22 protein-coding genes and 6 tRNA genes are annotated in these 25,757 nt (G+C 49.7%); 7 read left to right on the top strand and 21 right to left on the bottom strand.

Annotation, left to right across the window (positions count from 1 at the left end; translation table 11 throughout):
• Positions 1–11: 11 nt before the first annotated feature.
• From L1285_RS09760 to L1285_RS09750, 3 genes are read right to left on the bottom strand one after another with little or no spacing between them, the layout of a single operon-like run.
• Positions 12–4,475, bottom strand: coding sequence for an EAL domain-containing protein (locus tag L1285_RS09760; protein ID WP_235412170.1), 4,464 nt, complete (start codon positions 4,473–4,475; stop codon positions 12–14).
• Positions 4,463–4,906 (bottom strand): GNAT family N-acetyltransferase, encoded by a 444-nt coding sequence (locus tag L1285_RS09755; RefSeq protein ID WP_235412169.1) that lies wholly within the window; start codon positions 4,904–4,906, stop codon positions 4,463–4,465. Before L1285_RS09755 ends, L1285_RS09760 begins: the two co-directional genes overlap by 13 nt.
• 2 nt (positions 4,907–4,908) lie before the next feature.
• Positions 4,909–5,112 carry a DUF3283 family protein gene (locus tag L1285_RS09750; protein WP_046006889.1) on the bottom strand — a complete coding sequence of 68 codons (204 nt, stop codon included), beginning with the start codon at positions 5,110–5,112 and terminating at the stop codon, positions 4,909–4,911.
• 155 nt (positions 5,113–5,267) lie between these two features.
• Between L1285_RS09750 and L1285_RS09745 the strand changes: the two genes are divergently transcribed.
• Positions 5,268–5,951 (top strand): substrate-binding periplasmic protein, encoded by a 684-nt coding sequence (locus L1285_RS09745; protein WP_235412168.1) that lies wholly within the window; start codon positions 5,268–5,270, stop codon positions 5,949–5,951.
• Here L1285_RS09745 and L1285_RS09740 read toward each other — a convergent pair.
• The 7 genes from L1285_RS09740 to L1285_RS09710 form a co-directional block, all read right to left on the bottom strand.
• The gene (locus tag L1285_RS09740; protein WP_235412167.1) at positions 5,948–6,205 is read right to left on the bottom strand and encodes a DUF1289 domain-containing protein; all 258 of its coding nucleotides are present in this window, start codon (positions 6,203–6,205) and stop codon (positions 5,948–5,950) included. The genes L1285_RS09745 and L1285_RS09740 overlap by 4 nt on opposite strands.
• A gap of 174 nt (positions 6,206–6,379) precedes the next feature.
• Positions 6,380–6,455: transfer RNA gene (locus L1285_RS09735), tRNA-Thr, on the bottom strand.
• 11 nt (positions 6,456–6,466) lie between these two features.
• Positions 6,467–6,542 (bottom strand) — tRNA-Phe (locus tag L1285_RS09730).
• 62 nt (positions 6,543–6,604) lie between these two features.
• Positions 6,605–6,680: transfer RNA gene (locus tag L1285_RS09725), tRNA-Phe, on the bottom strand.
• Between the two features lie 61 nt (positions 6,681–6,741).
• Positions 6,742–6,817, bottom strand: a tRNA-Phe gene (locus L1285_RS09720).
• 5 nt (positions 6,818–6,822) lie between these two features.
• Positions 6,823–6,898, bottom strand: a tRNA-Thr gene (locus L1285_RS09715).
• Between the two features lie 13 nt (positions 6,899–6,911).
• Positions 6,912–6,987, bottom strand: a tRNA-Phe gene (locus tag L1285_RS09710).
• A 251-nt stretch (positions 6,988–7,238) separates the two neighbouring features.
• Here L1285_RS09710 and L1285_RS09705 point away from each other — a divergent pair.
• Entirely contained in the window at positions 7,239–10,172 is a 2,934-nt protein-coding gene (locus tag L1285_RS09705) for a hybrid sensor histidine kinase/response regulator (RefSeq protein ID WP_235412166.1), read from the top strand.
• A 42-nt stretch (positions 10,173–10,214) separates the two neighbouring features.
• On the opposite strand, the gene L1285_RS09700 is transcribed toward L1285_RS09705, so the two are convergent.
• The 4 genes from L1285_RS09700 to L1285_RS09685 form a co-directional block, all read right to left on the bottom strand.
• Positions 10,215–10,394, bottom strand: a complete 180-nt coding sequence (locus L1285_RS09700; protein WP_046005527.1) for a hypothetical protein — start codon at positions 10,392–10,394, stop codon at positions 10,215–10,217.
• A 132-nt stretch (positions 10,395–10,526) separates the two neighbouring features.
• The gene (locus L1285_RS09695) at positions 10,527–11,660 is read right to left on the bottom strand and encodes a sodium ion-translocating decarboxylase subunit beta (protein WP_235412165.1); all 1,134 of its coding nucleotides are present in this window, start codon (positions 11,658–11,660) and stop codon (positions 10,527–10,529) included.
• 10 nt (positions 11,661–11,670) lie between these two features.
• Complete coding sequence (oadA, locus tag L1285_RS09690; protein WP_235412164.1) at positions 11,671–13,443, bottom strand: sodium-extruding oxaloacetate decarboxylase subunit alpha; 1,773 nt, start codon at positions 13,441–13,443, stop codon at positions 11,671–11,673.
• A gap of 14 nt (positions 13,444–13,457) precedes the next feature.
• Positions 13,458–13,718 carry an OadG family protein gene (locus L1285_RS09685; protein ID WP_235412163.1) on the bottom strand — a complete coding sequence of 87 codons (261 nt, stop codon included), beginning with the start codon at positions 13,716–13,718 and terminating at the stop codon, positions 13,458–13,460.
• Between the two features lie 407 nt (positions 13,719–14,125).
• Here L1285_RS09685 and L1285_RS09680 point away from each other — a divergent pair, with 407 nt between their 5' ends.
• Positions 14,126–14,623 carry a YcxB family protein gene (locus L1285_RS09680; RefSeq protein WP_235412162.1) on the top strand — a complete coding sequence of 166 codons (498 nt, stop codon included), beginning with the start codon at positions 14,126–14,128 and terminating at the stop codon, positions 14,621–14,623.
• Between the two features lie 48 nt (positions 14,624–14,671).
• Here L1285_RS09680 and csrA read toward each other — a convergent pair whose 3' ends face one another.
• The 6 genes from csrA to L1285_RS09650 form a co-directional block, all read right to left on the bottom strand.
• Positions 14,672–14,863: a carbon storage regulator CsrA gene (csrA, locus tag L1285_RS09675; protein ID WP_010386837.1), complete on the bottom strand. Its 192-nt coding sequence runs from the start codon at positions 14,861–14,863 to the stop codon at positions 14,672–14,674.
• 90 nt (positions 14,864–14,953) lie between these two features.
• Positions 14,954–16,174, bottom strand: a complete 1,221-nt coding sequence (locus L1285_RS09670) for an aspartate kinase (protein WP_235412161.1) — start codon at positions 16,172–16,174, stop codon at positions 14,954–14,956.
• A gap of 3 nt (positions 16,175–16,177) precedes the next feature.
• A complete protein-coding gene (alaS, locus tag L1285_RS09665) occupies positions 16,178–18,781 on the bottom strand; it encodes an alanine--tRNA ligase (RefSeq protein WP_235412210.1) in 2,604 nt (867 codons plus the stop codon).
• A 38-nt stretch (positions 18,782–18,819) separates the two neighbouring features.
• Positions 18,820–19,287, bottom strand: a complete 468-nt coding sequence (locus tag L1285_RS09660) for a regulatory protein RecX (RefSeq protein ID WP_046005521.1) — start codon at positions 19,285–19,287, stop codon at positions 18,820–18,822.
• Complete coding sequence (locus L1285_RS09655) at positions 19,287–20,081, bottom strand: BPSS1780 family membrane protein (RefSeq protein WP_235412160.1); 795 nt, start codon at positions 20,079–20,081, stop codon at positions 19,287–19,289. The genes L1285_RS09660 and L1285_RS09655 overlap by 1 nt, the downstream gene beginning before the upstream one ends.
• A gap of 151 nt (positions 20,082–20,232) precedes the next feature.
• Positions 20,233–20,865, bottom strand: coding sequence for a GTP cyclohydrolase II (locus L1285_RS09650; RefSeq protein ID WP_046005520.1), 633 nt, complete (start codon positions 20,863–20,865; stop codon positions 20,233–20,235).
• A 297-nt stretch (positions 20,866–21,162) separates the two neighbouring features.
• Between L1285_RS09650 and L1285_RS09645 the strand changes: the two genes are divergently transcribed.
• From L1285_RS09645 to L1285_RS09635, 3 genes are read left to right on the top strand one after another with little or no spacing between them, the layout of a single operon-like run.
• Positions 21,163–22,392 carry a hypothetical protein gene (locus tag L1285_RS09645; RefSeq protein WP_235412159.1) on the top strand — a complete coding sequence of 410 codons (1,230 nt, stop codon included), beginning with the start codon at positions 21,163–21,165 and terminating at the stop codon, positions 22,390–22,392.
• Positions 22,392–22,829 (top strand): hypothetical protein, encoded by a 438-nt coding sequence (locus L1285_RS09640; protein ID WP_235412158.1) that lies wholly within the window; start codon positions 22,392–22,394, stop codon positions 22,827–22,829. The genes L1285_RS09645 and L1285_RS09640 overlap by 1 nt, the downstream gene beginning before the upstream one ends.
• Before the next feature lie 7 nt (positions 22,830–22,836).
• On the top strand, positions 22,837–24,378 hold the full coding sequence (locus L1285_RS09635) for a sensor domain-containing diguanylate cyclase (RefSeq protein ID WP_235412157.1): 1,542 nt from the start codon (positions 22,837–22,839) through the stop codon (positions 24,376–24,378).
• A 33-nt stretch (positions 24,379–24,411) separates the two neighbouring features.
• Here L1285_RS09635 and L1285_RS09630 read toward each other — a convergent pair whose 3' ends face one another.
• Complete coding sequence (locus L1285_RS09630) at positions 24,412–24,918, bottom strand: DUF3087 domain-containing protein (RefSeq protein ID WP_235412156.1); 507 nt, start codon at positions 24,916–24,918, stop codon at positions 24,412–24,414.
• A 169-nt stretch (positions 24,919–25,087) separates the two neighbouring features.
• Here L1285_RS09630 and L1285_RS09625 point away from each other — a divergent pair, with 169 nt between their 5' ends.
• Complete coding sequence (locus L1285_RS09625) at positions 25,088–25,735, top strand: energy transducer TonB (RefSeq protein WP_235412155.1); 648 nt, start codon at positions 25,088–25,090, stop codon at positions 25,733–25,735.
• The last annotated feature ends 22 nt before the right edge of the window (positions 25,736–25,757 follow it).

Here is a 25,757-nt window from a genome sequence, read left to right as displayed (position 1 = left end):
AGGCCTTAACATTAACTGGCGCGAACAAACACCTGATGCCAGTTGCGTCGCAATAACTCGCAGGCCTCATCAGCTGGCAGCGCCTTGCTAAACAAGTAGCCCTGGAAGCGCTCACATCCCAGCATACGCAGAAAAGACAACTGCTCCATGTGTTCAACCCCTTCTGCAACGCAGTACTTACCCAGACTGTGTGCCAAAGACAACGTGGAGTGAATGATCACTTCGTGTTCTTTATCCTGGCCAATGTCGTTGACAAAACTGCGGTCGATTTTCAATGCGTCTACCGGATACTGTTTAAGATAAGTCAGCGAGGAATAGCCGGTGCCAAAGTCATCCATATAGAGTCGACAGCCCAGCGCCCTGAGTTCATGCATACGGGTAATTGCTTGCTCGGCATCCGCCATCATCACCGACTCGGTGATTTCGAATACCAGGTAGCGCCCGTCGATATTATTTCGCGAGAGGATCTCGGTGATCCGGGCCAGTAAATCATCGTACTGAAAATCCAGCGCGGAAAGGTTAACCGAGATATACAAATCAGGATGCAAGGTGTGCCAGCCTTTGAGGTCTATCAGCGCCCTTTCCAGGGTTTGCAACATAACTCGGGTAATGATCCCGGTCTGCTCTGCGGTGTGGGCCAGCTCTTCAATGCTGTAACTGGGGTCCTGTGGCCAGCGCAGCAAGACTTCAAAGCCCTCTACCGACATATGCGTTGCATTGATAATCGGCTGATAGTGATTACGAAATGCTTCTTCCTGATATGCCTTCAAAAGTGCCTGTTCAATCGCCAAAGCGCGCTGTACCTGTTCATTGATCTCACTGTGATAGAACTGATAATCCGTCACCAGTGACTGTCTGGCATGGTTCAGTGCGGTCTCGGCAGCCTGATTGAGGTCGAATGCATCACAGGCATCATCGGGGAACATGGCAATCCCCAGCTTGGCTTTCACATGCACCTGCTGCTGTTCAATCTCAAACCCTTTTTCGAAGCGCTCCAGCAGGCAATGTATATAACGCATCACCTGCTCCACGCCCGTCAGCTGCTCCATCAGAATATAGAAGTCTCGTTCGTTGCCAATCGCCAGGCTGTCTACTTCGCGGAAGCAGCACTGCAAGTTGGCCGCCAGTTTCTGTGTCACCAGGGCCAGAAAGTCGTTGCCATAGGTATCGGCAAACCTCTGTAAGCGACTGAACTTAATCGCGATGATGGCCAGTGGCTGGCGCGACAAGCGCGCCTGCTCAATGGCATGCTGAACCCTATCCATAAACAGCACTTTATTTGGCAACTTGGTCAGCGCATCATAGTTAGCCAGTTGATAGAGCTCTTTTTCGGTCCGCTTTTGCTTGCTGATGTCGGTCAACACCAGAATATAATGCTTATCTTGCGTTGCACTGATCTTGAGCAGCACCTGGCGCTTTTCGCCACTGGGCAGGCGCAGAGTTTCTTCGGCAACATACAGGTCATCGACCTTTAATTTACTGATCTCACGCAGATACTTCATTCTGACATTGCGTTCCAGCCCCAGAGTAACGCTGGTACTGGACGAAGGCGCCGCACTGACAGAAAAGGCATGCTGCAATGCCTTGTTGCAGGCCAGAATACGCAGGTGCTTGTCAAAGATCATCACCCAGTCCCGGGTTTGTTCAAACGCCGCACCAAACAGCGTGGCGCGCTCTTCAAACACCCGCTCGCGGGTCAGGTTAGTGTAGGTCCCGGCAACCTGTACCGGCACCCCGTCCTGCCACACCATTACTTTGCCGTAGTCTTTGTACCAGCGCCATTGTCCATTGAGATGGCGCAACCGATATGTACAGTCGATGAACCCCTTCTCAGTCGAGACAAACTCCAGCCACTCAATTCGAAACAGGGCACGATCCTGAGGGTGAATAAGCTCCAGGTATTCGTCCAACACTATGCTTTCGTTGTCGTAACCAAGGTCGCTGACCAAACGAGGTTGATAGACAAACTGGCTTCCCGAGTGCCAGTCCCAGACCCCAGAGTTGCTGCCTTCGAGCGCCATTTTTAAGCGCGTTTCGCTGTTTTGTGTTTCACGGTGCGCCGCCAGGATCATACCCGCGACCTTATTTTTGCGGTGCACCCAAAAAGCAAACAGGGCTGCCGCCAGCAGGACATAACAAAACAATGCCCAGGGCGCGCGCCATATCGGGTAATGCACCACAATCTCAAGCTGAGCTGGCGGCGTATAATCACCAGTCAGCGGATCTTTTGCCCACACCTTAAGACGATAATTGCCCGGACTAAGCTTGGGAAACACCACCCGATTACTGTTACGACTGAGGATCCGCTGCTCACCGGAGAGCTGGTACTCGTAGACAATGCGCTCTTGCAGTGTAAACGCCATGGCCGAGAAGGACACTTCCAGTCCGATGTCGTCATGATTGAGCTCAATATAAGAGAATGACTTAAGTCCAGAGGGTAAAATATCCCGCGACATCAGATCCACATCGGTAATATTGACGCGATTTAACAGCGATTTGGTAGGGCGATGCACCTTAGGATCAAACAAGGTAAAGCCCTGCAAAGAGCCATAGCCAATCCGGCCATCCGCCAGCTTCACCGATGCTCCACCATTGAATTCGTTACTCATCAGGCCATCTGCTGTGGTAAAACCCTGCAGGTGGAAATTATCCGGGTCGAGTCGCCAGATCCCCTGGTGAGACGACATCCAGATCATGCCCACGTCATCCTGTACCATTTCATACAAAATATTATTGGTGACGGTGTGCTGCTCATTGGGCATTGGCAGTTGCTCATAACCATCTGCGGTCAGACGTACCAGGCCATGTCTGGCAAACGACAGCCACAGTACATTATGCTTGTCGATGGTATAACTCAGCAGGTCGACCGCACTTTGCTTGTGTGCTTTGGGCACCTGATAAATTTCGACCAGCCGATGCGCTTGTGTATCGTAGCGGAACAACCTGCCTTCACTGTAAAAGACCGGATCTTCAGGGTGTGTACTCAACGGCTTGTAAAAACCATAACTCAGGAAAGGGTCAAACCGGTCAAACTCTTCACCCAGCTTGGTGAGTGTTTGGGTATTGATATCAAAGACATAAAACCCGGTTTTTTCATCCACCAGGTACAGCTGCCCATCGCCCACGATCACGGCACCTTTAACAAACCCGGACAACACAGCGGTCGCAGCCGCATCCTGAGCCTGGGGTCGATAGATATCCTCTGATCCAGGTTCGAATACAAATAGTCCACGGTTACTACTGAGCCATAGCTTGTCCTGATAATTCAGCAGGCCAAAAATGGTGAATTCGGGGTAGAAGCCATCACCCAGAAAACCGGCCAGATACTGCTCTGAGGTGCGACTTTGCGGGTCGTAGCGGGTCAGGCCATCTCGCGTGCCTGCCCAGATATAGCAATCGTACTCTACCAGGCCCCACACAGTCCCCTTCGAAAAGTTGCCCTGTACGGAACCCGGGTGAACATTATCAAACCCCTGCGACTCAGCAGGCAGGTAGAAGGCACCATCTTTTTTAGTGGCGGCCCAGATCCCGCCAAAGTCGTCGCGGATAAAGTAAATCACGCTGTTGTCCGAGACCGCATAATGGCTGCTGGTTAGGCGTGTATCCCGATGTACCTCGCCACTGGCGATATCGTAATGCATCAGCCCGTGGTCTGTGCCCAGTAACAAGCCTGTGCCACTGCGCTCAATTTGCCAGATATTAAGTTCTTCAATCAGTGTCTGATAGGGCACCTCTGCATCAAAGTCACGGCGCAGAGCGCTAATATCCAGCTGGTACATGCCAATCACGGCCCCTAAAATCAGGGTATCGTCGTCCAGCAAATGCAGAGACTTGGTGTTGGTCTGAAATGGATGGGTGATCTTGTCGCGGTGCTCAATGGCACGTAGCTGCTCAGTATCTGTGTTGTAAACAAACAAGCGTTCGGCAGAGGCGATAAACAACAGGTTGTCGTGCTTAAGCAAGCCGCGCACCGCTATCTGCGGGTCTTCAACAGGCAATACAATCTCCTGAGTGATAGTGCCTGTGCGCGTGTCCATCACTGCCACATTTTGTGCCCTGCCAAGCCACAGCTCATGCTTACTCTTGCTCAACATCTGGAATACACTGTTTTTAAAGTAGTCTTCTTCAGACTCCGGTGCCGAGGTGTAACGGCGATAACTATCCTGCTCCGGGTCATAGCTGAACAAGCCGGCGCGTCCCGAGGCTATCCAGATGATGCCGTTATCATCCTTATAGATGCGGTCTATTTGCATTTTATTCAGATCCTGGTTTGGCCCTGCAACCTCCAACACCTGATACCCATCGTAGCGATTCAGCCCGCCTTCGGTTGCCAGCCAAAGATAGCCGTTATCGTCGAACAGCAAAGTGTTCACATAGCTTTGTGACAGGCCCTCAGCCGGAGACAGGCGGGATACCTGTGCGTGAGCAAAAAAAGCCGAAACAATAAGGATAAAACTGAGGATTATTCGCAACATAGTCGATTCTGATCGGGGTTAATATATTGCATCGCCAGGATCTGCCGCCCTTGTGCAACATAACAATGATATTTTTCTGCCAGTTCCTGAGGCAGCGCTACAGGGTCTATCACAGTAAAACCCAAGCCTTGATAAAAGGCGCTCAAATGACAATAAGCAAAGGTGTACAACGAGCGCGGTTGCGACGCCAGTACAGCGGTTAATAGCACTTTGGCAAAGCCCTTACCTCGATACTCGGGCGCCACCAACACCGTGGACAAAAAGTACTCCCCCGAAATGTGCTGTACCCTGCACGCAGCCACAATGTCTGTGGCTTTGAGTACCCAACTCTGATCCTGACGGGTCGCCTTGCCCCTGGCCTTGTGAGCCTGATAAAACTTATTGACCAGCGGCGTTTGGATGGCCGGTAGTAGCTGAGCAACAACCTTCATGGCTATGCCAGCATCAGTCCCAGGTAAAACTCGAACTTTTCTTTCAGCACCGCCTGCTCAGAGATGGGACGCTGATTAATCGCATCATATATGGCCTCACGACTGTTCTTGCCGCGTTTGATCTGATAAGCCCAGAAAGAGGCTTCGTATTCTAATTGAATTTGATACTTATCGTGTCTCGATAAATTACACAGGTTATAGCTCATAGTAAATTTGGTTACTGCAATCTCTGTAAAAAGTGTATCATAATTACGCTAAGGTGTATCCGTTGATGTACACGCGCCGTTCATTTCGCACAAGTACGCGTTGAATGGCGAAAGCCACGCTAAGTAAGTGGGTTCGTTTTTTACAAGGAGATCCATTGCGAATTTTCAGTTTCTTATTGTTATGCTGCCTCAGCGCACCCAGTGTAGCAACAGATAACCGCACGCTGTACTTTAACCGCCCGGCTGATACCCCTCAGGCGAGATACGTCATTGAGTTACTACAAACAGCCTATCAGCAGCTTGGCTACACGTTAGAGGTGGTGGATTTTAACCGCCAAAGTGCTCTGATTGCCGCCAATAATGGCGCACTCGATGGACAGCTAGGACGGATCCATGGCGTCACCCAGGCCTACCCCAATTTACTTCAGGTGCAGTTTCCTTTATACAGCTTTAATTTGCAGCTACTCAGCCGCTGTTTAGAGTGCACATTTAAACAACTTGATTCTTTGGTGATTCAAAGCGGTTACCTGGTCGCGAATCGGTATCTGCAAAGCACCCCATTTAATGGTCAGGTGATAGAGGTAAAGAACAACATTACTCAGCTTAATCTGGTTACTCAGGGCAAAGTCCAGGCAGCATTAGTGGTAGATTTTCATTTGCGTGAACACCTGGCAGATATTGATCTGGAGTCGTTTAAAATTGAGACCTTGTTAACCATTGAGACCTATCATTATCTGCATAGCAAGCACGAAGCCCTGCTCCCACAACTGGAAGAGGTGCTTAATCGTCTTGCAGAGAAAGGAACTGTGGCGATGCTTAAAGCTAAGTACCAGATTTAAAAAAGATCTTCCTGCTCGCCATGCTGCGGGTTGTCCGCTGACGGAGTATCTGAACTACGTTTTTTTGCCGCTATCACACGTTTTTGCCGTTGCGCGCACAGCTCAATCACCTTGCGTTTTTGCTGCTCGCTCAGCGCATGCCAATGAAAGCGCTCTTCGCGACTGCGAAAGCACCCCTTGCAATAACCCCGATTATTCACTTCACAAATCCCACGACACGGACTGGGGATCTCGAATATCTCAATCTGTTCCATAACAAACCATTACTACTTGCTAGGTTAAGTATATGAGCAAATTAGTGACAAAGTCATGGTTTGATGTGCAAAGGCTTAAATCAATCGTTCTGCTGGTCTGTGTAATTTCGCCAATCCGCAATTGCTTAGCATCAGAAATGAAAAAGCCCCGCTGGTGCGAGGCTTTTTAAAGAATGGTGCCGACTATCCGAGTCGAACGGATGACCTACTGATTACAAGTCAGTTGCTCTACCAACTGAGCTAAGTCGGCACACTTAATAATGGTGCCCAGAGGCGGAATCGAACCACCGACACGAGGATTTTCAATCCTCTGCTCTACCGACTGAGCTATCTGGGCTAAAACTGGTTATATTGTGCTGCTTTAAAGCAGAAGCCTGAATTTCAGACTAAAAAAAATAATGGTGCCCAGAGGCGGAATCGAACCACCGACACGAGGATTTTCAATCCTCTGCTCTACCGACTGAGCTATCTGGGCTAAAACTGGTTATATTGTGCTGCTTTAAAGCAGCAGCCTGAATTTCAGACTTAAAAAATAATGGTGCCCAGAGGCGGAATCGAACCACCGACACGAGGATTTTCAATCCTCTGCTCTACCGACTGAGCTATCTGGGCTTAAATGGTGCCGACTATCCGAGTCGAACGGATGACCTACTGATTACAAGTCAGTTGCTCTACCAACTGAGCTAAGTCGGCGCACCTTTAAAAATGGTGCCCAGAGGCGGAATCGAACCACCGACACGAGGATTTTCAATCCTCTGCTCTACCGACTGAGCTATCTGGGCGTGCGGCGTATTAAACGGGTTTTGCCTTGTTAAGTCAACTTTTTTTTTAAACTCTGTGTTCGACTGACCACTATTCCGACAAAACACGACTAATCGCTTAAATTTCCCTCTGTATTTGGTATTTTAAAGCACTTTATCGCGCCGTTTTATCGCCTGCGGTGGGCAAAAACGGGGAGAATTCATCCAGCATAGGTGGTAGGATTGCATCCAACAAAGAAACATAGCACAAAAGTTGGGTTCGGAATCATACAATGGAAAACTCGTCGCAAACGCAAATAAAGGGCTTCGTGCCACTGTTTATTGTCGTTACCATCATTATTGCAGCTATTTCTGCTGCCGCCGCTTTTACTTGGCCCGATAAGCACCAGAGTAACACCGACACATCCCAGCGGCCCGACCTTGTGCTGCTGGCAAAGGACATCGCAACCCCTTTATCGCATTCCATGATGAAGCTGGGCTACAACTATGCCAAACAAATTCTTTCTGCATTCGAAGCCAGCAACCCAGACATAGAATTGTATTTATATAGCGACAGCGGCATCGGCCAGGCCAGCTTGGTCTATCAAACTAATGAACAAAGCATTGCGCCGATAAAGCGCCAGGCGAAAGTCGATCAGGGGGGCGAACTTGTTGTACACCAGCCTCTGGTGCTGGATGATTTGCCGGTAGGCGAATTGATTTTAAGGTATGCACCTAAACAGCCTGTGTCGAATGCAACTCCTGTGACCAGCATCATTCTGGCGGGATGTGCTTTGTTACTCACCATTGCCTTTGGTATTTTCCTCAAACGCCAGATCATAGGTCGCCTGAGTAAAGACTTGAACGAGCTCAACGAAGAACTTCAGCATCTGCTGGCGCAAAAGTCTTACGATATTCATGTCACTGAAAAGCTAAGCTTTGGCCTGTCGAAAACCGCGGTGGGCATTAATCAGTTAATCAATCAGATCCGAGACATCATTCAGGGCAACCAGGCGGCACAAAGGGAGCTAAAGCAGTTACAAACCAGCTTAGAATCTGAAGTGCAGGCCCGCACCCTGGCTCTTGAGAAAGCCACACTGAATGCCGAGCGCGCCAGTGAGGCCAAGACCACCTTCCTGGCCACCATGAGCCATGAGATCAGAACCCCAATGAATGGAGTCATCGGCACCATAGATTTGCTACGCCAAACCGAACTGGATGGTGCACAACACCGACTGACCACCATTATTCGCGACTCAGCCTTTTCATTGCTGGGCATACTGGATGACATTCTCGACTTCTCAAAAATAGAAGCGGGTAAACTGCAGATGGATAACAGTGTCTTTTCCGTCGCCGAAACCATTGAAGAAGTGGCCCGGGTGCTGTCATCCGTGGCAAGAAAGCGCAAACTGGATCTGCAACTGGCCATTGCACCGGATATTCCAAACAATCTGGTGGGTGATGCAGTGCGAGTTCGTCAGGTGCTATACAACCTGTGTAGCAATGCAATTAAATTCACCACCACCGATGACACAAGACGTGGCTTTGTGAAAATTGCCGTAGAAGTTGCGCAAAACACGTCTGAGCACTACACCCTGCGCTTTACGGTGACCGATAATGGTAAAGGGATGACTCAGGCACAATTGCGAGAGATTTTTAATCCCTTTATCCAGGCAGAAGGGTCAATTACCCGCGAATACGGCGGTACCGGCCTGGGCTTATCGATCTGTAAAAGCCTGGTTGAACTGATGCTGGGTTCTATTCATGTCAGCTCAGACATAGGCATGGGCAGTGAATTTGTGGTGGAGCTACCGTTTAGTGTCAAAGGCCAGATAGCTTACGCCAATAAAGCAGTACTGAACGGACAAAGAATAGCTGTACTAACCCATGAGCATGCTCGTCGAAACATTTTGGCCCGTTATCTGTCCTTTCTGGGCGCAGACACTGTGGTACTAAGAGAAGCGGATGAGCTGAGCGAATATCAGTACGACAGCGATGTGATTTGGGTGCTCGATGGCCTGGACGGCATGGACAAAGTCAATGGTCAGCTGCGTGATTTGCTCTATTCTATTGAACACAATAACCAACAGGTAATTGTACTTAGCACCATGGATGAACCGGCGTTAAACCACGATCGTATTTTCTATCTCAACGCGGCGCCGTTATGTAAGTCGAGCTTTATGACCGCCATTTTGGTCGCAGCAGGCCTGCATCAACCGAAAAAACTCAAGCCATCACGGTCATTGAACAAATACCTGAATGTAGACGATGCCAGAGCGGCCAATAAATTGGTGCTGCTGGTAGAGGACAATGTGCTGAACCAGCAGGTTCTGACCGATCAGTTGCATCTGCTTGGCTATGGTGTTGAAGTTGCCGAGAACGGAGAAGAAGGTCTGGCCCGCTGGCAACAAGCCCACTACCCGATCATTCTAACCGACCTGCACATGCCTAAGATGTCTGGCTACGACATGGTGGCCAAGATCCGTGAAGAGGCCGAGCAGGCGGCAGACATCAATGCTCAGCCTTACATCATTGCCATCACCGCCAATGCACTGAAAGGTGAGCGTGACCGCTGCCTGGCAGCCGGCATGAATGATTACATCACTAAACCGGTTGAGCTGAATGTACTTGAAGCAACCTTAGAAACCTGGCAGAAATCGGCTGGTAAGCCTGCACAAGTCCAGACAGAAAACAAAACAACGCCAGTACCGACAGCGGCACAAGAACCTGTCACGCAATCACAAGCACCGGCTAAACCGGATACAGCTGACAACGAACACCAAGCCCCGGCAGAAACCGCTGAGCCAGTAGATGACTCGAGTGATGCACAGCCAGTGGCAGAGCAAGCGCCCGAGCCACAACAAACAGCCCCCGAGGAGCCCATAGATCTCGCGCAGCTGGACAAATATGTCAATCATGATGCAAACAAGCGACTGCGCTTTTTCCGCATGTATCTGGAGCAAAGCAGTGAGCTGGCCCGGGATATCAACGGCGCCGTGATCTCTATGAGCCAGGAAGAAATCGTAGAGGCCTGCCATCAGCTCAAATCGATTTCAAAGACCATAGGTGCGCATCGGGTTGCCGACGTAGCGGCTGAGTTTGAGCAACGCTGTAAAGGCGAGGAGTTGAACAGTGACGACCTGATCCATCTACGTGACACTTTGGAAACACACTACCAGCAAGCCACTGAGTTTATTCAACGCTATTTGCAATCACAGGTTGAGTAACAGCGATGCGCTCAGCAGCACTGTGCTGCTGAGCGCATCGGGCTAGCCCTGAACCATATCGTAAATCAGGCGGATCACGATAGAAACCATCACCAACGGCAAAATATATTTACCGTACTTCTGCATTTTATCCAGTCCCATGCGGCTTTGATATTTCTCAAGCAGTGGGATCAGGATCAGCAAAGCGACGACCAGGCTGCCTAAAATTATCAGAACATTCATAACTACGCGCTCCTTATGTTGATGGCGATACCATGCCACAGCTGTACCTGCTTTGCCAAGCATTGGGTCAGTTCATATAGGAGGAAAAGAAAAAAGCGCGAAGCAGTACTTCGCGCAACAGGTTGGAGAGTGCTAACCGACTAGAGCAAGCAAGATACCCGCAGCAACGGCACTACCCAGTACCCCCGCCACGTTAGGTCCCATTGCATGCATCAATAAGAAGTTATGAGGATTGCTTTGAAGGCCGACCTTATTCACGACCCGCGCAGCCATTGGCACTGCCGACACCCCGGCCGCACCGACAAGTGGATTAATGGGGCTGTCACCGGCAAAACGGTTCATCACCTTGGCCATATATACCCCCGATGCTGTGCCAATGCTAAAGGCCACGGCTCCCAGCACCAGGATCCCGATTGTCTCTACCGTCAGGAACTGATCTGCGGCCAGCTTAGAGCCGACTGCCAGACCTAGGAAAATGGTCGTTATATTGATGATTTCGTTTTGAGCTGAGTTACTCAGGCGATCAACCACCCCGGATTCCTTCATCAGGTTGCCCAGACAGAACATCCCAACCAGTGGCGTTGCCGCCGGTAAGAATAGTAAGGTCAGTGCCAGCACACCCAGTGGGAAGAGGATCTTCTCCTGCTTTGAGACCGCTCTTAACTGAGGCATAGCAATATTTCGCTCTTCCTCTGTGGTCAGTAAGCGCATAATGGGCGGCTGAATGATAGGCACCAGCGCCATGTAGGAATATGCAGCCACCGCAATGGCACCCAACAACTCAGGCGACAGGCGTGAAGCCAGGAATATGGCCGTCGGGCCATCAGCGCCCCCGATAATCGCAATTGCCGACGCATCTTGCAGGGTAAATTCAAAGCCAGGCACATAATTCAGTAAAATGGCACCAAACAGGGTCGCAAAAATACCAAACTGAGCAGCGGCTCCCAGCAACAACATTCTGGGGTTCGCGATCAGCGCACTGAAGTCAGTCAGCGCACCAACGCCCATAAAGATCAGTAGCGGAAATACCCCACTGTCGATGCCAATGTAATACACGTAATACAGCAGGCCACCGGGATCGGCCAGACCCGCAACCGGAATATTGGTCAAAATGGCACCAAAGCCAATTGGTACCAATAGCAAGGGCTCAAACCCTTTTGCAATTGCCAGATAAAGTAAGCCACAACCAACCGCTATCATGGCCAGTGCGGGAAAGGTCAGGTTGGCCAGCCCCGTCGCTGACCACAGGTTCACAAGTCCATCCATTACAGGCCTCCTATGCCAGCTCGACGATGGCGTCGCCAGCCGATACAGAGTCACCTTCATTAACCAGGATATCGGCAATTTTACCGCTGTGCGTCGCGCGCACTTCGGTTTCCATCTTCATCGCCTCCATGATCAACACCAAATCGCCTTGCTCTACCACATCGCCACGTCGGGCATGGAGTTTGAAAATATTACCGGCCAGTGGCGCGTTGAGCGTTTCACCACTGCTCACTGAGGCCGATTGTGGCATCAGCTCGCTGTCCTTTACTGCCACTTCCTGTAACTCACCGCCCGGTGCAACCACCACATTGTAAACCTTGCCATCGACCTGAACACTGTAGCGCTCTTGTGATGCTTTAGACTGTGCCGGTTTTGGAGCAGCTGAGTTGTTCTGTACCAGCTCAGGTTTCGGCTCAAATGCCGCCGGGTTATCCCGGTTTTGTATAAATTTCAGACCTATCTGTGGGAACAAGGCATAAGTAAGCACGTCATCAACCACCGCATCACTGAGGTTCAGTGACAGGCTCTTGGCTTTATCGAGTAGGTCGGACTCAAGCTGCGCCAGCTCTGGTTCGATTAAGTCTGCCGGACGACAGGTGATCGCTTCTGCTCCATCGAGCACCCGCTGTTGCAGCGCGGCATCAACCGCTGCCGGTGTTTTCCCGTATTCACCTTTAAGCACACCCGCAGTTTCTTTGGTGATGGTTTTATAGCGCTCCCCGGTCAGCACATTCAGTACAGCCTGAGTCCCGACTATCTGCGAGGTAGGCGTCACCAGAGGCAGGTAACCCAAGTCCTGACGGACCGATGGGATCTCCTTAAGCACTTCATCCAGACGGCCCCCTGCACCTTGCTCTTTGAGCTGATTTTCCATATTGGTCAGCATACCACCTGGCACCTGGGCAGAAAGAATACGGCCATCCACGCCCTTAAGGCTGCCCTCAAAGGCCGCATACTTTTTGCGAACATCACGGAAATAAGCCGCAATTTCTTCAAGCTGCAATAAGTCCAGTCCGGTATCTCTTTCAGTGCCCTCTACAATCGACACCAAAGTCTCTGTGGCACTGTGACCATAAGTCATACTCATTGAAGAAATCGCGGTATCCAGCATATCAATGCCCGCATCTACCGCTTTTTGGTAAGTTGCAGTGCTCAGACCTGTGGTGGCATGACATTGCATTGCAATGGGCACAGACACGGTGTTTTTCAGCTCCCGGATCAACACTTCAGCGTCATAAGGCTTGAGCAACCCGGCCATGTCTTTAATACAGATTGAATGACAGCCCATTTGTTCCAGCTGCTTCGCCTGCGCCAGCCACATCTCCAGCGTGTGTACCGGGCTGACCGTATAAGAGATGGTGCCCTGGGCATGTGCGCCCACTTTAATGGCAGCGCGAATCGCAGTTTCCAGGTTACGTACATCATTCATGGCATCAAAAATACGGAAGACATCCACCCCATTATGATGGGCACGCTCAACGAATTTTTCGACAACATCATCCGCATAGTGCCGGTATCCCAACAGGTTTTGACCCCTTAACAGCATCTGTTGCTTGGTATTTGGCATGGCTTCTTTGAGGGCACGGATCCGATACCAGGGATCTTCACCAAGATAACGAATACATGCATCAAAAGTGGCACCTCCCCAGGATTCCACTGACCAGTAGCCAATCTGATCGAGTTTTTCAGCGATTGGCAACATATCCTCAAGGCGCATACGCGTGGCCAGTAGCGACTGATGTGCATCGCGCAGTACCAATTCTGTTAGTTTGAGCTGTGACATAAATGACCCCTTGATTATTTTTCTGATGGGAAGTGCTGGTTACGGTATTGCGAAATCGCGGCACTGATAGCCGCCAGGTGTTCTGCGGGCACTTGCTTAGCGCCGGCAGGCTTTGACTTGGCTGCCTGTGACCTTGGTTGCACCGGCTCATCCGGGGCGGCGAATTTGGATAGCCCCTTCACTGCGATGATCAAAATAGACAAGAATACAAACACCCCGACCATGCCGGTAAGCATTAAGTTGGCGGCCTGAGCCAGTAAGGCGGTTATGTCCATCTCTGCTCTCCCCTTGTTGTTAACATTTTTTTGCGTGGCATCATGCAGATACAATAGATAGCCACAATTTATAGATAATTATGCAATCATCATAACAAAACCGCCTGCTTTGTAAACCAATCTGTAAATTGGTATTACCAATAACAAATTACACACAATTTCAACCTGTTACGATAATCCAAATGAAAATTTAATGAAAACAGGGGAATAAATATGAAAAATAGTCAAGATACCCGACAAAAATAAGCAGATGGCATAAAAATTATTCACCCACCAGCTTACCCTGAACAGAAACGCACAATTGGTATGACCAAGACATCTATTTTGTAAAATGTTAACAGCGCCATACAAGACCAATCCGCAGTTTACGTAAAGTCGCTCATGTGGAAGATTTCGGGGTATAATGGTTGGATGAAATAACTGGAGTTGTGTTTGTGTTTCACTGCGAGTTTACGCTGGATAAAGATTACTTTCGCGAATGTTTTGATCAGTCATTGCCTTACAGCAATGTCAGCAAACCTAAGTATGCCCTGGTCGCATTTTTGTTCGTCCTGGGCTGTGTTGCCATCTATGGCTTAGATAATGCCTACTTAGGTAACTTTTTAATTTTATTGGCTGTTTTAGAATGTATCGCACACTATTACCGACGCCCCTGGTGGGTGGCAAGGCAAATGGTCACCCGTGCCAGTGGCAGCAAAATAACACTGGACATTAATGAGCAGGGCGTCACGGCCACTAACCCGTATAAGTCTTATCAGATCTCCTGGTCAGAGGTAAATGAAATAGCAGAAACCGAGCTGGGTGTGGTGCTGGTGCGCGCCGGTACAAACCAGTACATTTCTAAAAAAGCCCTGTCTGACGAGGCCTTGCAATATATTTTGAGCAAAAAAAATAGCCACGACTGAGTGGCTACTTTTTCGAATTCTACCGGGCTGTGCGCCGGGAATTGTAGATTACATATTACCCGTAGTCGGGTTAGACTTTTCAGCCTGAATACGCATGTAGATCTCTTCACGGTGTACAGAAACATCTTTAGGGGCGTTAACGCCAATACGAACTTGATTTCCTTTAACACCTAATACGGTTACAGTTACTTCATCACCTATCATTAGAGTTTCGCCTACACGGCGAGTTAGAATTAGCATTCTCTTGCTCCTGTTATTCCAAAATTTAAAAGATTCCGCGTCTTGGTCATTTTAATGAAAAGTTTCCGTAAAAGTAAGCAAAATAATTGCTTATTCGTCACTTTCCAATTTAAAAGCGTCATGCAGAGCACGTACTGCCAACTCAAGGTATCGCTCATCGATTAATACTGAAATCTTTATTTCCGAGGTTGCAACTAACAAAGGTGAAATATTCTCTGCTGCCAGCGCCGAAAAAAATGTACCGGCATTCGCAGAGTGCGACTTTAATCCCACCCCTACCGCTGAGACTTTTGCAACGGCTGTATTACTCTCGATTTCAACTGCCCCAAACGTGTGCTGATGCGTCTTGAGCACATCCTGCGCCTGCAGATGATCATTGCTATGCACAGTTAAAGCATAGTCTATTTTGCCAGTCTGTTGATTCATTTGACTGATCATGTCGACTTCTATCGCATATTCGCCTAACAGCGACAAGATCGAAGCAAGCGTTGCGGGGCCATCTGGTGCCTGTCTGATAGTCAGTAAGCACTCGTCCTTTTGGTGGGCAATCCCCGACACCACTTTATTCTTCATGGGGTTTTCCTCGTAGGTAATCAAGGTCCCGGCATCCGGTTTGAAGGTGGATAAAACACGCAGTGGTAAGGTGTAGCGGCCCGCGGCTTCAACAGAGCGGATCTGCAAGACCTTGGCGCCTAAGCTCGCAAGCTCAAGCATTTCTTCAAAGGTAACCTGGGTCATGCGGCGGGCTTTAGGTTCAATTCGGGGGTCGCAGGTATAAACCCCATCCACATCAGTGTAGATCTGACATTCATCAGCCCCGAGCGCAGCGGCTATCTCCACGGCACTGGTATCCGTCCCGCCACGACCTAAGGTGGTAATATTGCCTTCCAGGTCACGGCCCTGAAAACCCGCAATAATGCTGATATGATGCTGCTGCAGCTCTTGTTGTAAACGTACCGTATCTATCTGGGCAATGCGGGCACGACCGAACATATTGTCGGTCACTATGCCCACCTGATCGGCCAATAAACTGATGGCGGAGTGACCACGCTTGATGATAGCCATGGCCAGCAAAGCAATAGATACCTGCTCACCGGTACTCAGCAGCACATCCAGTTCTCTGGGGCTGGGCTGAGCGTCTATCTGTTTGGCCAGCTCAACCAGGCGATTGGTTTCACCAGACATAGCAGACAGTACGACCACCACCTGATGGCCAGCCTGTCGGGTTTTGACCACCAAATCGGCGACCGCTTCGATGCGGTCAATTGACCCCACCGAAGTGCCACCAAACTTTTGAACAATAAGGGCCACGTGTTACTGAGTTTTCTCAGCCAGCCACGCTGAAACACTGGCTAGTGCCGCATCCAGGTTTTGTGGTTCAGAACCACCTGCCTGCGCCATATCCGGACGACCACCGCCCTTGCCGCCTACCTGTGCAGCCATATGGTTAACCAGCTCACCCGCTTTCACACGGCCGACCAAGTCTTTGGTCACACCGGCTATCAGGCTGACTTTGTCGCCATTGGCCACGCCCAGCGCGATAACGCCTGAACCCATTTTGTTCTTCAGGTCATCAACCATGCCACGCAGCGCTTTCGACTCGGTACCTGCCACATTCGCAACCAGCACTTTAATGCCGTTGATGTCTGTCGCCGACTCCAGTAGTGACGCACCCGCAGCGCTGGCCAGCTTGTCGTTCAGCTGAGACACCTGCTTTTCAAGACCCTTGGCTTTTTCAATCAGTGCCGCAACTTTATCCAGCGCGCTGCTGTTATCACCTTTTACCAGTGCCGCTATTTCAGCCAGGGTTTGCTCCTGATTGGCCACATAGTTAATGGCTTCAGCACCGGTTACCGCTTCAATACGGCGCACGCCCGCTGCAATACCGCCTTCAGAGACGATTTTGAACAAGCCAATGTCACCGGCGCGAGACACGTGTGTACCACCACACAGCTCGATAGAGTAATCGCCAATCGAGACTACGCGTACTTCGTCGTCGTACTTTTCGCCGAACAGTGCCATGGCACCTTTTTCTTTGGCCGCATCTATGTCCATTAACTCAGTATTGAGTGCGAAGTTAGTGCGGATCTGGGCATTCACGGTATCTTCAATCTCACGCAGCTGGGCTTTGCTCACTCCTTCGAAGTGAGAAAAGTCAAAGCGCAGCTTGTCTGCCATGACCAGTGAGCCTTTCTGAGCAACATGCTCGCCCAGTGCCTGACGCAATGCTTCGTGTAAAATGTGTGTTGCTGTGTGGTTTTTCTTGATGTCTTCACGGCGCGCAGCATCTACCTGAGCATCTGCTTTGCCATTGACGCCAATACGGCCTGTAACCTGACCGTGATGCGCAATGGCATTACCCAGCTTTTGCGTATCTGTGACAACAAACTCACCCGCCGCAACTTTCAGGCTGCCGGTATCGCCAACCTGACCACCTGATTCGGCGTAAAACGGCGTGCGATCCAGTACCACAATACCCGTTTCACCGTCTTCAAGTACTGAAACAGACTGACCTTCTTTGAACAGCTCTACCACAGTACCAGTGTAGTGAGTGGCATCATAGCCCTTAAAGTCTGACGATTTTTCAGATTTCAGCTGCTCGTTGTAGTCGGCACCAAATTTACCGGCCTGCTGAGCCATTTTACGCTGAGTTTCCATGCAGTCTTTAAAGCCGCGCTCATCGATAGTCATAAAGCGCTCACGAGCTACATCCGCGGTCAAATCCGCCGGAAAACCATAGGTATCATAAAGCTTAAACACCACATCACCCGGGATCACATCGCCTTCGAGTGAGGCCAGGTGCTCTTCAAGGATAGCCAGACCACGGTCCAGTGTTTTGCCAAACTGCTCTTCTTCGATACGCAGGACTTTTTCGATGATAGCACCTTGTTTAACCAGCTCAGGGTAAGCGTCACCCATTTGCTCGCTCAGGGCGCTGACCAGCTGATAGAAGAATGCGCCTTTGGCACCTAACTTGTTGCCATGACGCACTGCACGACGAATGATACGACGCAATACATAACCGCGCCCTTCGTTTGATGGCATCACCCCATCGGCAATCAAAAAGGCACAAGAGCGAATGTGGTCCGCGATAACACGCAGTGATTTGTCTTCGAGATCCTGCGCTCCAGTTACTTTAGCCGCAGCAGCAATCAATGCCTGGAACAGATCAATCTCGTAGTTAGAGTGCACGCCCTGCATAATTGCAGAAATACGCTCAAGACCCATACCGGTATCAACCGACTGTTTAGGCAGCGGTTCCATCGTGCCATCGGCGTGACGGTTATACTGCATAAAGACCAGGTTCCAGATCTCAATAAAACGGTCACCGTCTTCTTCTGGTGAGCCCGGAGGTCCGCCCCAGATCTCTTCGCCGTGGTCGTAGAAAATTTCCGAACAAGGGCCACACGGGCCTGTGTCACCCATTGACCAGAAGTTGTCGGAGGTTGCGATACGGATGATTTTGTCTTCCGGCACCCCCATATCTTTTGCCCAGATATCATAAGCTTCCTGGTCGTCGTGATAAACAGTGACCAACAGCTTTTCTTTAGGCAGGTTGATTTCTTTAGTCAGAAATTCCCAGGCAAAACGAATGGCATCTTTTTTAAAGTAATCGCCAAAGCTGAAGTTACCCAGCATTTCGAAAAAGGTGTGGTGACGCGCAGTGTAACCTACATTTTCCAGGTCATTGTGTTTACCCCCGGCACGTACACAGCGCTGTGAGCTGGTCGCGCGGTTGTAAGGACGTTTCTCACCGCCCAGAAACACGTCTTTAAACTGCACCATTCCGGCATTGGTAAATAGCAACGTGGCGTCATTACCCGGGATCAGTGAACTTGAAGGCACCACCTGGTGTTGTTGTTTGGCAAAGTAGTCAAGAAAGCTCTGCCTTATCTGTGCGGTCGTCATCTGCTGCATGTGCTCATTACCCTTTTTTGCTGCTGTAGTGACAGGCATTACTCACCCTGTGAGTATGCCTCGATAGCATAATCTATTTCGTCATAACGGAATCCACGCGACATCATGTAGCGAATTCGTTTTGACTTCTCTTTATAATCCAATTGATTTGTCGAACGGCTGTATTTCTTTTCGTAGGCGCGCAAGGCCACGCTAAACCAGTCGACTTCTTGTTCTTCTATTAAGTGCTGTAAATATGATTTATCGACACCTTTGCGTTGCGCGTCCATCATAACACGTTTTTCGCCAAGCCCCTTGGCCACTTGCTGGGACAAAAAACTCGCGCAATAGCGCTTATCATCCAGATAGCCAAGCGATTCTAGCCAGTCAAGCAAACGCGTAATATATGCCTCTTCGCCATCTTTTGCGCGTAACTTCTGAGCCAGTAACTGACGAGAATACTCCTGTCTGGACAATAACCAAAGAGCGTAGTTCTTCAGCTTTTTTTCAATATCTTGTTGATCCATCAAGCGTCAAACCGACCACTTTGCTGCTGTTGCTGTGGTGGTGTATTGTCATTTGACGCCGGCGGCTCTGACGCTGATACAATAGCCTGAAAAGACACAAAAAAACCGATGTACGCAATAGGCATCACCACAAGCAGCGGTACCAGCGACATTGGAATAGACAGCAGCATCAGCAACGCCACCAACAGCCCAAATACCGTCAGCGGGGCCATATTGTGATAAAACACCGTTAATGATTGCTTCATCGCCTGAATAATACGCGCTTCATCGCGGAAAAACACCAAAGGAAGCGCATAAGCAAAGGCCATCATCGCCAGCGATTGGAACACCACAAAAATAGCGATGTCCGCAAAAGTAATTTGCGCGATCACCTGTGCCAGCACTTGCGCTTCATCGCTCTGCTCGTTGACGTTTTGCAACACCTCCAGTGCCGGGCCAAACAGTACCCCCAACAAGGCGCTCAATAATAAGGCCACACCCATTTGGTACAAACCAAAGCGAAACAGGTTCAGTCGTCGGCCTTTAGTGGAAAAAGGCGCTAAAATATCGGCCAGCGTAATGGCCTGACCTTGCTGTTTTTTTACCACTGCCAGATAAAAACCCGCAGTCAGAAAGGGCGATGCCAGTACAGCTACCAGCTGCAACGGCCCAAAGACAAAAGGCACCAGGCTCACAACAACCATGAGCAGGTACATCATTACGAAAGTAAAGGGCTGAGACTTGAAAATAATCCACCCGGCTTTTAGCCATTGCAAGCCAAACCCGGCGGTAAATGTTTTAAATTCTGTTGGCATATTCATCAATTCATTGTGAAACGGAGCAATTATACTGGGTCACAGGAGGACTTAAAAGGTCAGATGGGGGAATTTTCAACTCATCACCTGTTACATCTGAGTCGATACTGGCCAGCCGTGAAGTGCGACTGACCCGCACATAGCAACCGGCCTAGATTTCGTCCGGCTTCTTAATTTTTTTAATGTCTAACATGTGTGAGCCATGCTTTACCTTGGTTTCGAGGTAATTACGATTCCCGGCCACCCCAACTTTAACATGGGCATGTGTCCCGACTACTTCCTCAACCTGAATACCGGCATCTCTGAGTGCATTCAGCTTACGAGGGTTGTTGGTCATCAGGCGCACATGGTTCAGGCCCAGTGCCTGTAGCATCAGTACAGCGTCCGAAAAATCGCGCAAATCGTCGTCAAAGCCCAGGTGGTTATTCGCTTCGTAGGTATTCATACCTTGCGACTGCAGCACATAAGCGTCGATTTTGTTATACAGGCCAATTCCCCGGCCTTCCTGGCGCAAATATAACAGGACACCACCTTGGAGGTGCATAGCTTCGATGCTCTCATTAAGCTGCTCACCACAGTCACACCGCGATGAGTGAAACACATCACCCGTTAAACACTCAGAATGCATTCTGATCAAAGGCACCGATTGTTCGCTATCGGCACGATTAAATACCAGGGCAACATGCTCCTGGCCATCCTGCAACCCTTCAAATGAGACGATTTCCGCGGGGATATGACTACGCTGCCCAACATTCAGCTCAACTCTTGCTCTTACTTGTGCCACGACTACAAAATACCTAATTGCAAAAATGTGATAATATCACAAAGAATACTGTAACTGACTATATGGTGACAAAGTTGCTCAGTTACAAGTCCTCCGACGAAATACTGGCAAATACACCGAACACCGCTAGGATAGTAATACCAGCTTGCATTAATACAGCAGCGATCCGAGGGATTAATACACCCGGGATTCTTCGCCGCAGGATTAACAGCTCAACGAAGTGCGCTGGTATAAGAACTGCCCGGTGCCACTCGCACTCATGCATTTTCTACTGAAATAATATCTTAATGGTAACTGATGCGCTCGACATTTGTGATGTTTTTATCTCTGCTCTGGTGCCTGAGCTTAGCTCTACAAGCAGATGAGTTAAAAGTAGACGGCTTTGCTACTTTAGATATTAACATCAGTAACTCTCAAACCGCCGGGATCCGACATGTGATCTCTCAGCCCGATGTCAGCTATCTGGGGGAGCCCAGCTTTGCTAACTCCTCCATAGGTTTGCAACTCGACTGGCAATCATCGTCACAACTACAGTGGGTAGCACAGGCCGTGCTTAAAGAGCGCAAAGAATACAAGCTGGATTACCTCATTCAAATGGCTTTTGCACGCTATACGCTGACACCCAACTGGCAATTTCGTGCAGGGCGCACCGGCCTTGATCTGTATATGATGACGGAGTACCGGGATATTGGCTTTGCGTTTAACTATGGCCACCCGCCAACGGAATTTTACGCCGTTGTACCGCATCAAAACCTCGATGGCTTTGATGTTACTTATACCTATCCGTTTGCGCAAAGCGTGCTGAGTTACAAGGTTTTTGCCGGGCGCTCAAATGCACCCATAGTCAGCGACGACGACTTTATCTGGGACGTGGAGTTGGAATCAATTTATGGCATGAGCCTATCATTACAAAGCCAAAACTGGCTGATCCGCAGCAACTACACCACCACCAAAGCCGGTAACACCAATGAGCAACAAGGCCAATTACTCAGTGCTTTACAACCCATACCCGATAGTATCTGGCCGACACGCCAGGCATTGATTGAATCTTTGCAGATAAAAGGCAAACGGTTTAATTATTTTACCGTGGGCGCCATGTATGACGATAGCCAATGGATACTGCAAGGTGAGCTTGCCTACATCGACTCTCACTCTGAGGTACTGAACCATTTAAAAGCGGGTTATGTGAGCGCCGGAACGCACCAGGAAGATGACACCTGGCTAATCACTTTCAGCGCGGCAAAATCTAACAATCGTGTTGATCCGGGGCCATTGCAGAGCACACCAGAACTTGATGTTCTCTATCATGGGGTGATCCGTCACACCAATTTCTACCTGATAGATCAACATACCTGGTCGTTAAGCTGGCGGCGGGACCTGACCTCCACTTTGGCAGTTAAAGTCCAGCTGGATCATACCCTGGCCAATCATCTGCCATCGGCTTTTTATCTTCACAAAGACTTGTCTACCTCCAAGCATGACAAGTACTTTCAGTCACTTGGCCTGAGTCTGAATTGGGTGTTCTGATGCGACTACAGGTTTTTTGCTGCATCATCTTAAAGCTGCTGCTATTCACCACCTGCTCGGCCAATGCCACTGACCCCCTGGTGGTAATTGTTCACCGTGACAACCCAAACCCGCAGCTATCCCTACATCAGCTCGTCGATCTCTACATGGGCAAATACACCGCCTTCCCCGATGGCACCCTGGCCAAAGTGCTCGACTATGAGCAGGGACATCCATTACGTACTCTTTTTCTGACTACTCTGACGGGCCGCCCTATCAGCCAGATCAATGCTTACTGGTCGCAGGTAAAATTTAGTGGTAAGGCCTCTTTTCCACAAGCGTATCAATCAATCGACGCTATACTTGAGGAAGTTGCATCGACCCCGGATGCTATTGGTTATGTGCCCGCAACAGCGGTTACTGAGGACGTCAAAGTGGTGTATCGTTTTGTTCAATAAACACAGTTTGATCACACGGCTAACCCTTTTACTGAGTCTGACGACACTGCTATTCAGTGTGATCTACGCAAAACTATATTATCGGCATGTGTTTGAAGAAGAGCTGGCGCGTGCTAACGGCACCGTAATGCAGATAGGCAAAACCGTCTCTTCCACCGCCTCGATTGCTGCGTACCTCGAAGACAAAGATTTGGCGACTGAAGTCGTCAATGGGCTGATCAGTAACGATATCATTCTGTCGGCCGCGCTGGTTAGCAAAGACACGCTGCTAGCCAAGAGTATTTTGCACAGTGGACCGGGCAGCATCCAAATAAAACTGGTTAACCCGTTTTTTCTGTCCGAGAACATCGGCATGATACACATAGCGCCCAACACACTCATCATAGAACAAAATGCCCGCAATATTGCCTTGGGTGGTGTCAAAACTATGCTGGTCGTGATCCTGCCCATCATCATACTGCTCTCTACCCTGGTTTACTGGCAAGTCACCCGACCGCTCAATCAGCTCGGCAGGTCGCTTGCAAAAATACTGCCGGGCAGTGCCCAGCGCTTAAGGATAGACAAACATGCCAGTCATAATGAAATCGGCCGAATTGAGCTGGGGATCAACACCTTACTGGATAAAGCCGAAGTCTTATTTGAGCAAGAACGCAGCCTCAGAGCCGAAGTCGTCGAGCTGGAAAAACGCTTTCGACTGATGTTTGAACAGTCCTCTTCACCCACCCTGCTTGTGAAAGACGAAGGGGATATTTTACTGATCAATGACGCCGCCAAAGATCTGCTCGTGGGCATGGGCATTGATGTCGATGAACGCTTTCCCGAAAACCTTGGGCTGTACTGTAAAACCCCGGATATTCTCTATACCTTCACCGAAAACAGCATCAAGCAAAAGCAGGTGATGCAGTCTGAGTTTGAATTTATTAACCCGCTGACACAGTCTACGGTATGGCTGAGCATTATTGTGCTCAATACCCTCAGTGACGGACAATGGTATTTTCAGGTGTTTCTTGCCGATATTACCCTGCGCAAAACCATGCTGAACCAGCTCAACAAGCGAGCCCAAAGAGACAGCCTGACGGGGCTCTACAACCGTTACGGCGCAGAACTTATGCTACTCGACTGGATAGACAACCAGTGTACATTTAGCCTGCTGCTAATCGACCTGGACAAGTTCAAACCTATCAATGATGTCTATGGTCACAACGCAGGAGACGCGCTGCTGAAGCACATTGCCAATCAGCTATCTGTGACAATGGACACCACCGATCTGGTGTGTCGCTGGGGAGGTGACGAGTTTTTAGTCGCCCGATTAGACATCACACAGCAAGAGCTAACTCGCCTTGCACAGACGTTGCTGGAAGCCATTAACCAACCTATGCCATTTGAGCACCGTGAGGGGCAAACCGAGCTGGCGGTGGGTGCCAGTATTGGTATTGCCCACTTCCCTCAGCATGCTGAAAATCTCAAAGGCCTGGTTGAGTGCGCCGACGTTGCTATGTACAGCATCAAAAAGACCTCCCGAAATAGCTTTACCTTTTACTCAGAATGACAGTTCAGAGGTAATACCTTGCCCGGTGATATCTCAGAACTTATCCAACAATGAGGCGTCATAACGGGTGATATCCAGCGTCACCTGATACTGCTTGGTCAGCGCATCCAGCTCGGCCTGCCAAATGCCCAGCTCTTCCATGGTGAGGGTATTGTCATCAAGCTGCCATAGCTGGCGTGAGCCACTGTAACTGAATTGCATGGCAAGCATGGCGTCCACATCGCCCTGTTGGGCGGCCTTTTTAACCTTGGCCATCTTGCGAGTGACCTTGTTAAGCGCCTGCTTGAGTTGCCAGACATAGTTAACTTCATACATAAACGGATGATACTGCACCCGCTTAAGCACGGCTGCTATCATCACACACGTCAGTACCACGCCTATCAGATTCCAGTGGAAGTGGCTGCCATCCGGATCCGGAAATGCCACAATTAACACCCGGGCGATGCCCAGACTGCCAATCACCAGCGCTGCAATACAGGCCGCGATCACTATGTTCAGGTGTTTTCTGTATCGTGTTTTATCTATCTCCAACAGTTGCATCTTGTCTCCCACTTACTGCAATGCACAGACGCCACTTGGGTCTTTTTTGCGACCCGATAGCGACAGTTATTGTGCGCATTTTAACGTAACCAGGAAAAAAAACGCCAACTACTTCACCCCTTTTTGACCTCACCCCCGTTTTACTGATAAATCATCAAGGAGCATGCCTATGAACGGTCAATTTTTAGCACAGCAGTCCCCTCGCCCTTTGCAAACTCTGAACAAGGTTTTACTGTCGTTTCTGGGCGCCTGTGGCGTCACCTTTGCGGCTTTTGCTTTTATGCAGTATCTAATCAGTCAGGATCTGGCGTTTGAGCAAGACACTGTCGCATATACGCCACTCTTTCTGCCCGACGTAAAACAAGATAGTCCGGTCGAAACCAGGCGTCCACTGCCACCACCGCCAAAACCCGCACCTAAAGCGCCGCCTAAGCCGACGCTGAATGCAGAAGTGCCCACAGTGGCATTCAACGGGCTAGGTAATGCCCCCGTTGTCGAAACAGGCCCAATACAAATGGGCTCATCCATGCAACCAACGGATATGCAAGCTACGCCCATCGTGAGAGTCGAGCCGCGCTACCCAGCTATAGCCGCACGGGATGGCACAGAAGGCTGGGTAGAGCTGCACTTTACGATTTCAGAAACAGGTGAAGTGATTGATGCCCGAGTCGCAAACGCAGAACCCAAGCGAGTGTTCAACCGTGAGGCACTTAAAGCGCTGAAACGCTGGAAATATCGTCCGCAAGTGGTCGATGGTCAGCCTAAGGCGCAAAGCGGACAAAAAGTCGTGCTGGAGTTCAAGCTCAACCAGAATTAAGATGAAGGTTATGCACCTGGGT

The sequence above is a fragment of the Pseudoalteromonas sp. DL2-H2.2 genome (genome assembly GCF_021532535.1).
Lineage (GTDB): Bacteria > Pseudomonadota > Gammaproteobacteria > Enterobacterales > Alteromonadaceae > Pseudoalteromonas > Pseudoalteromonas rubra_A.
This window is presented reverse-complemented; position numbering and strand designations above follow the sequence as displayed.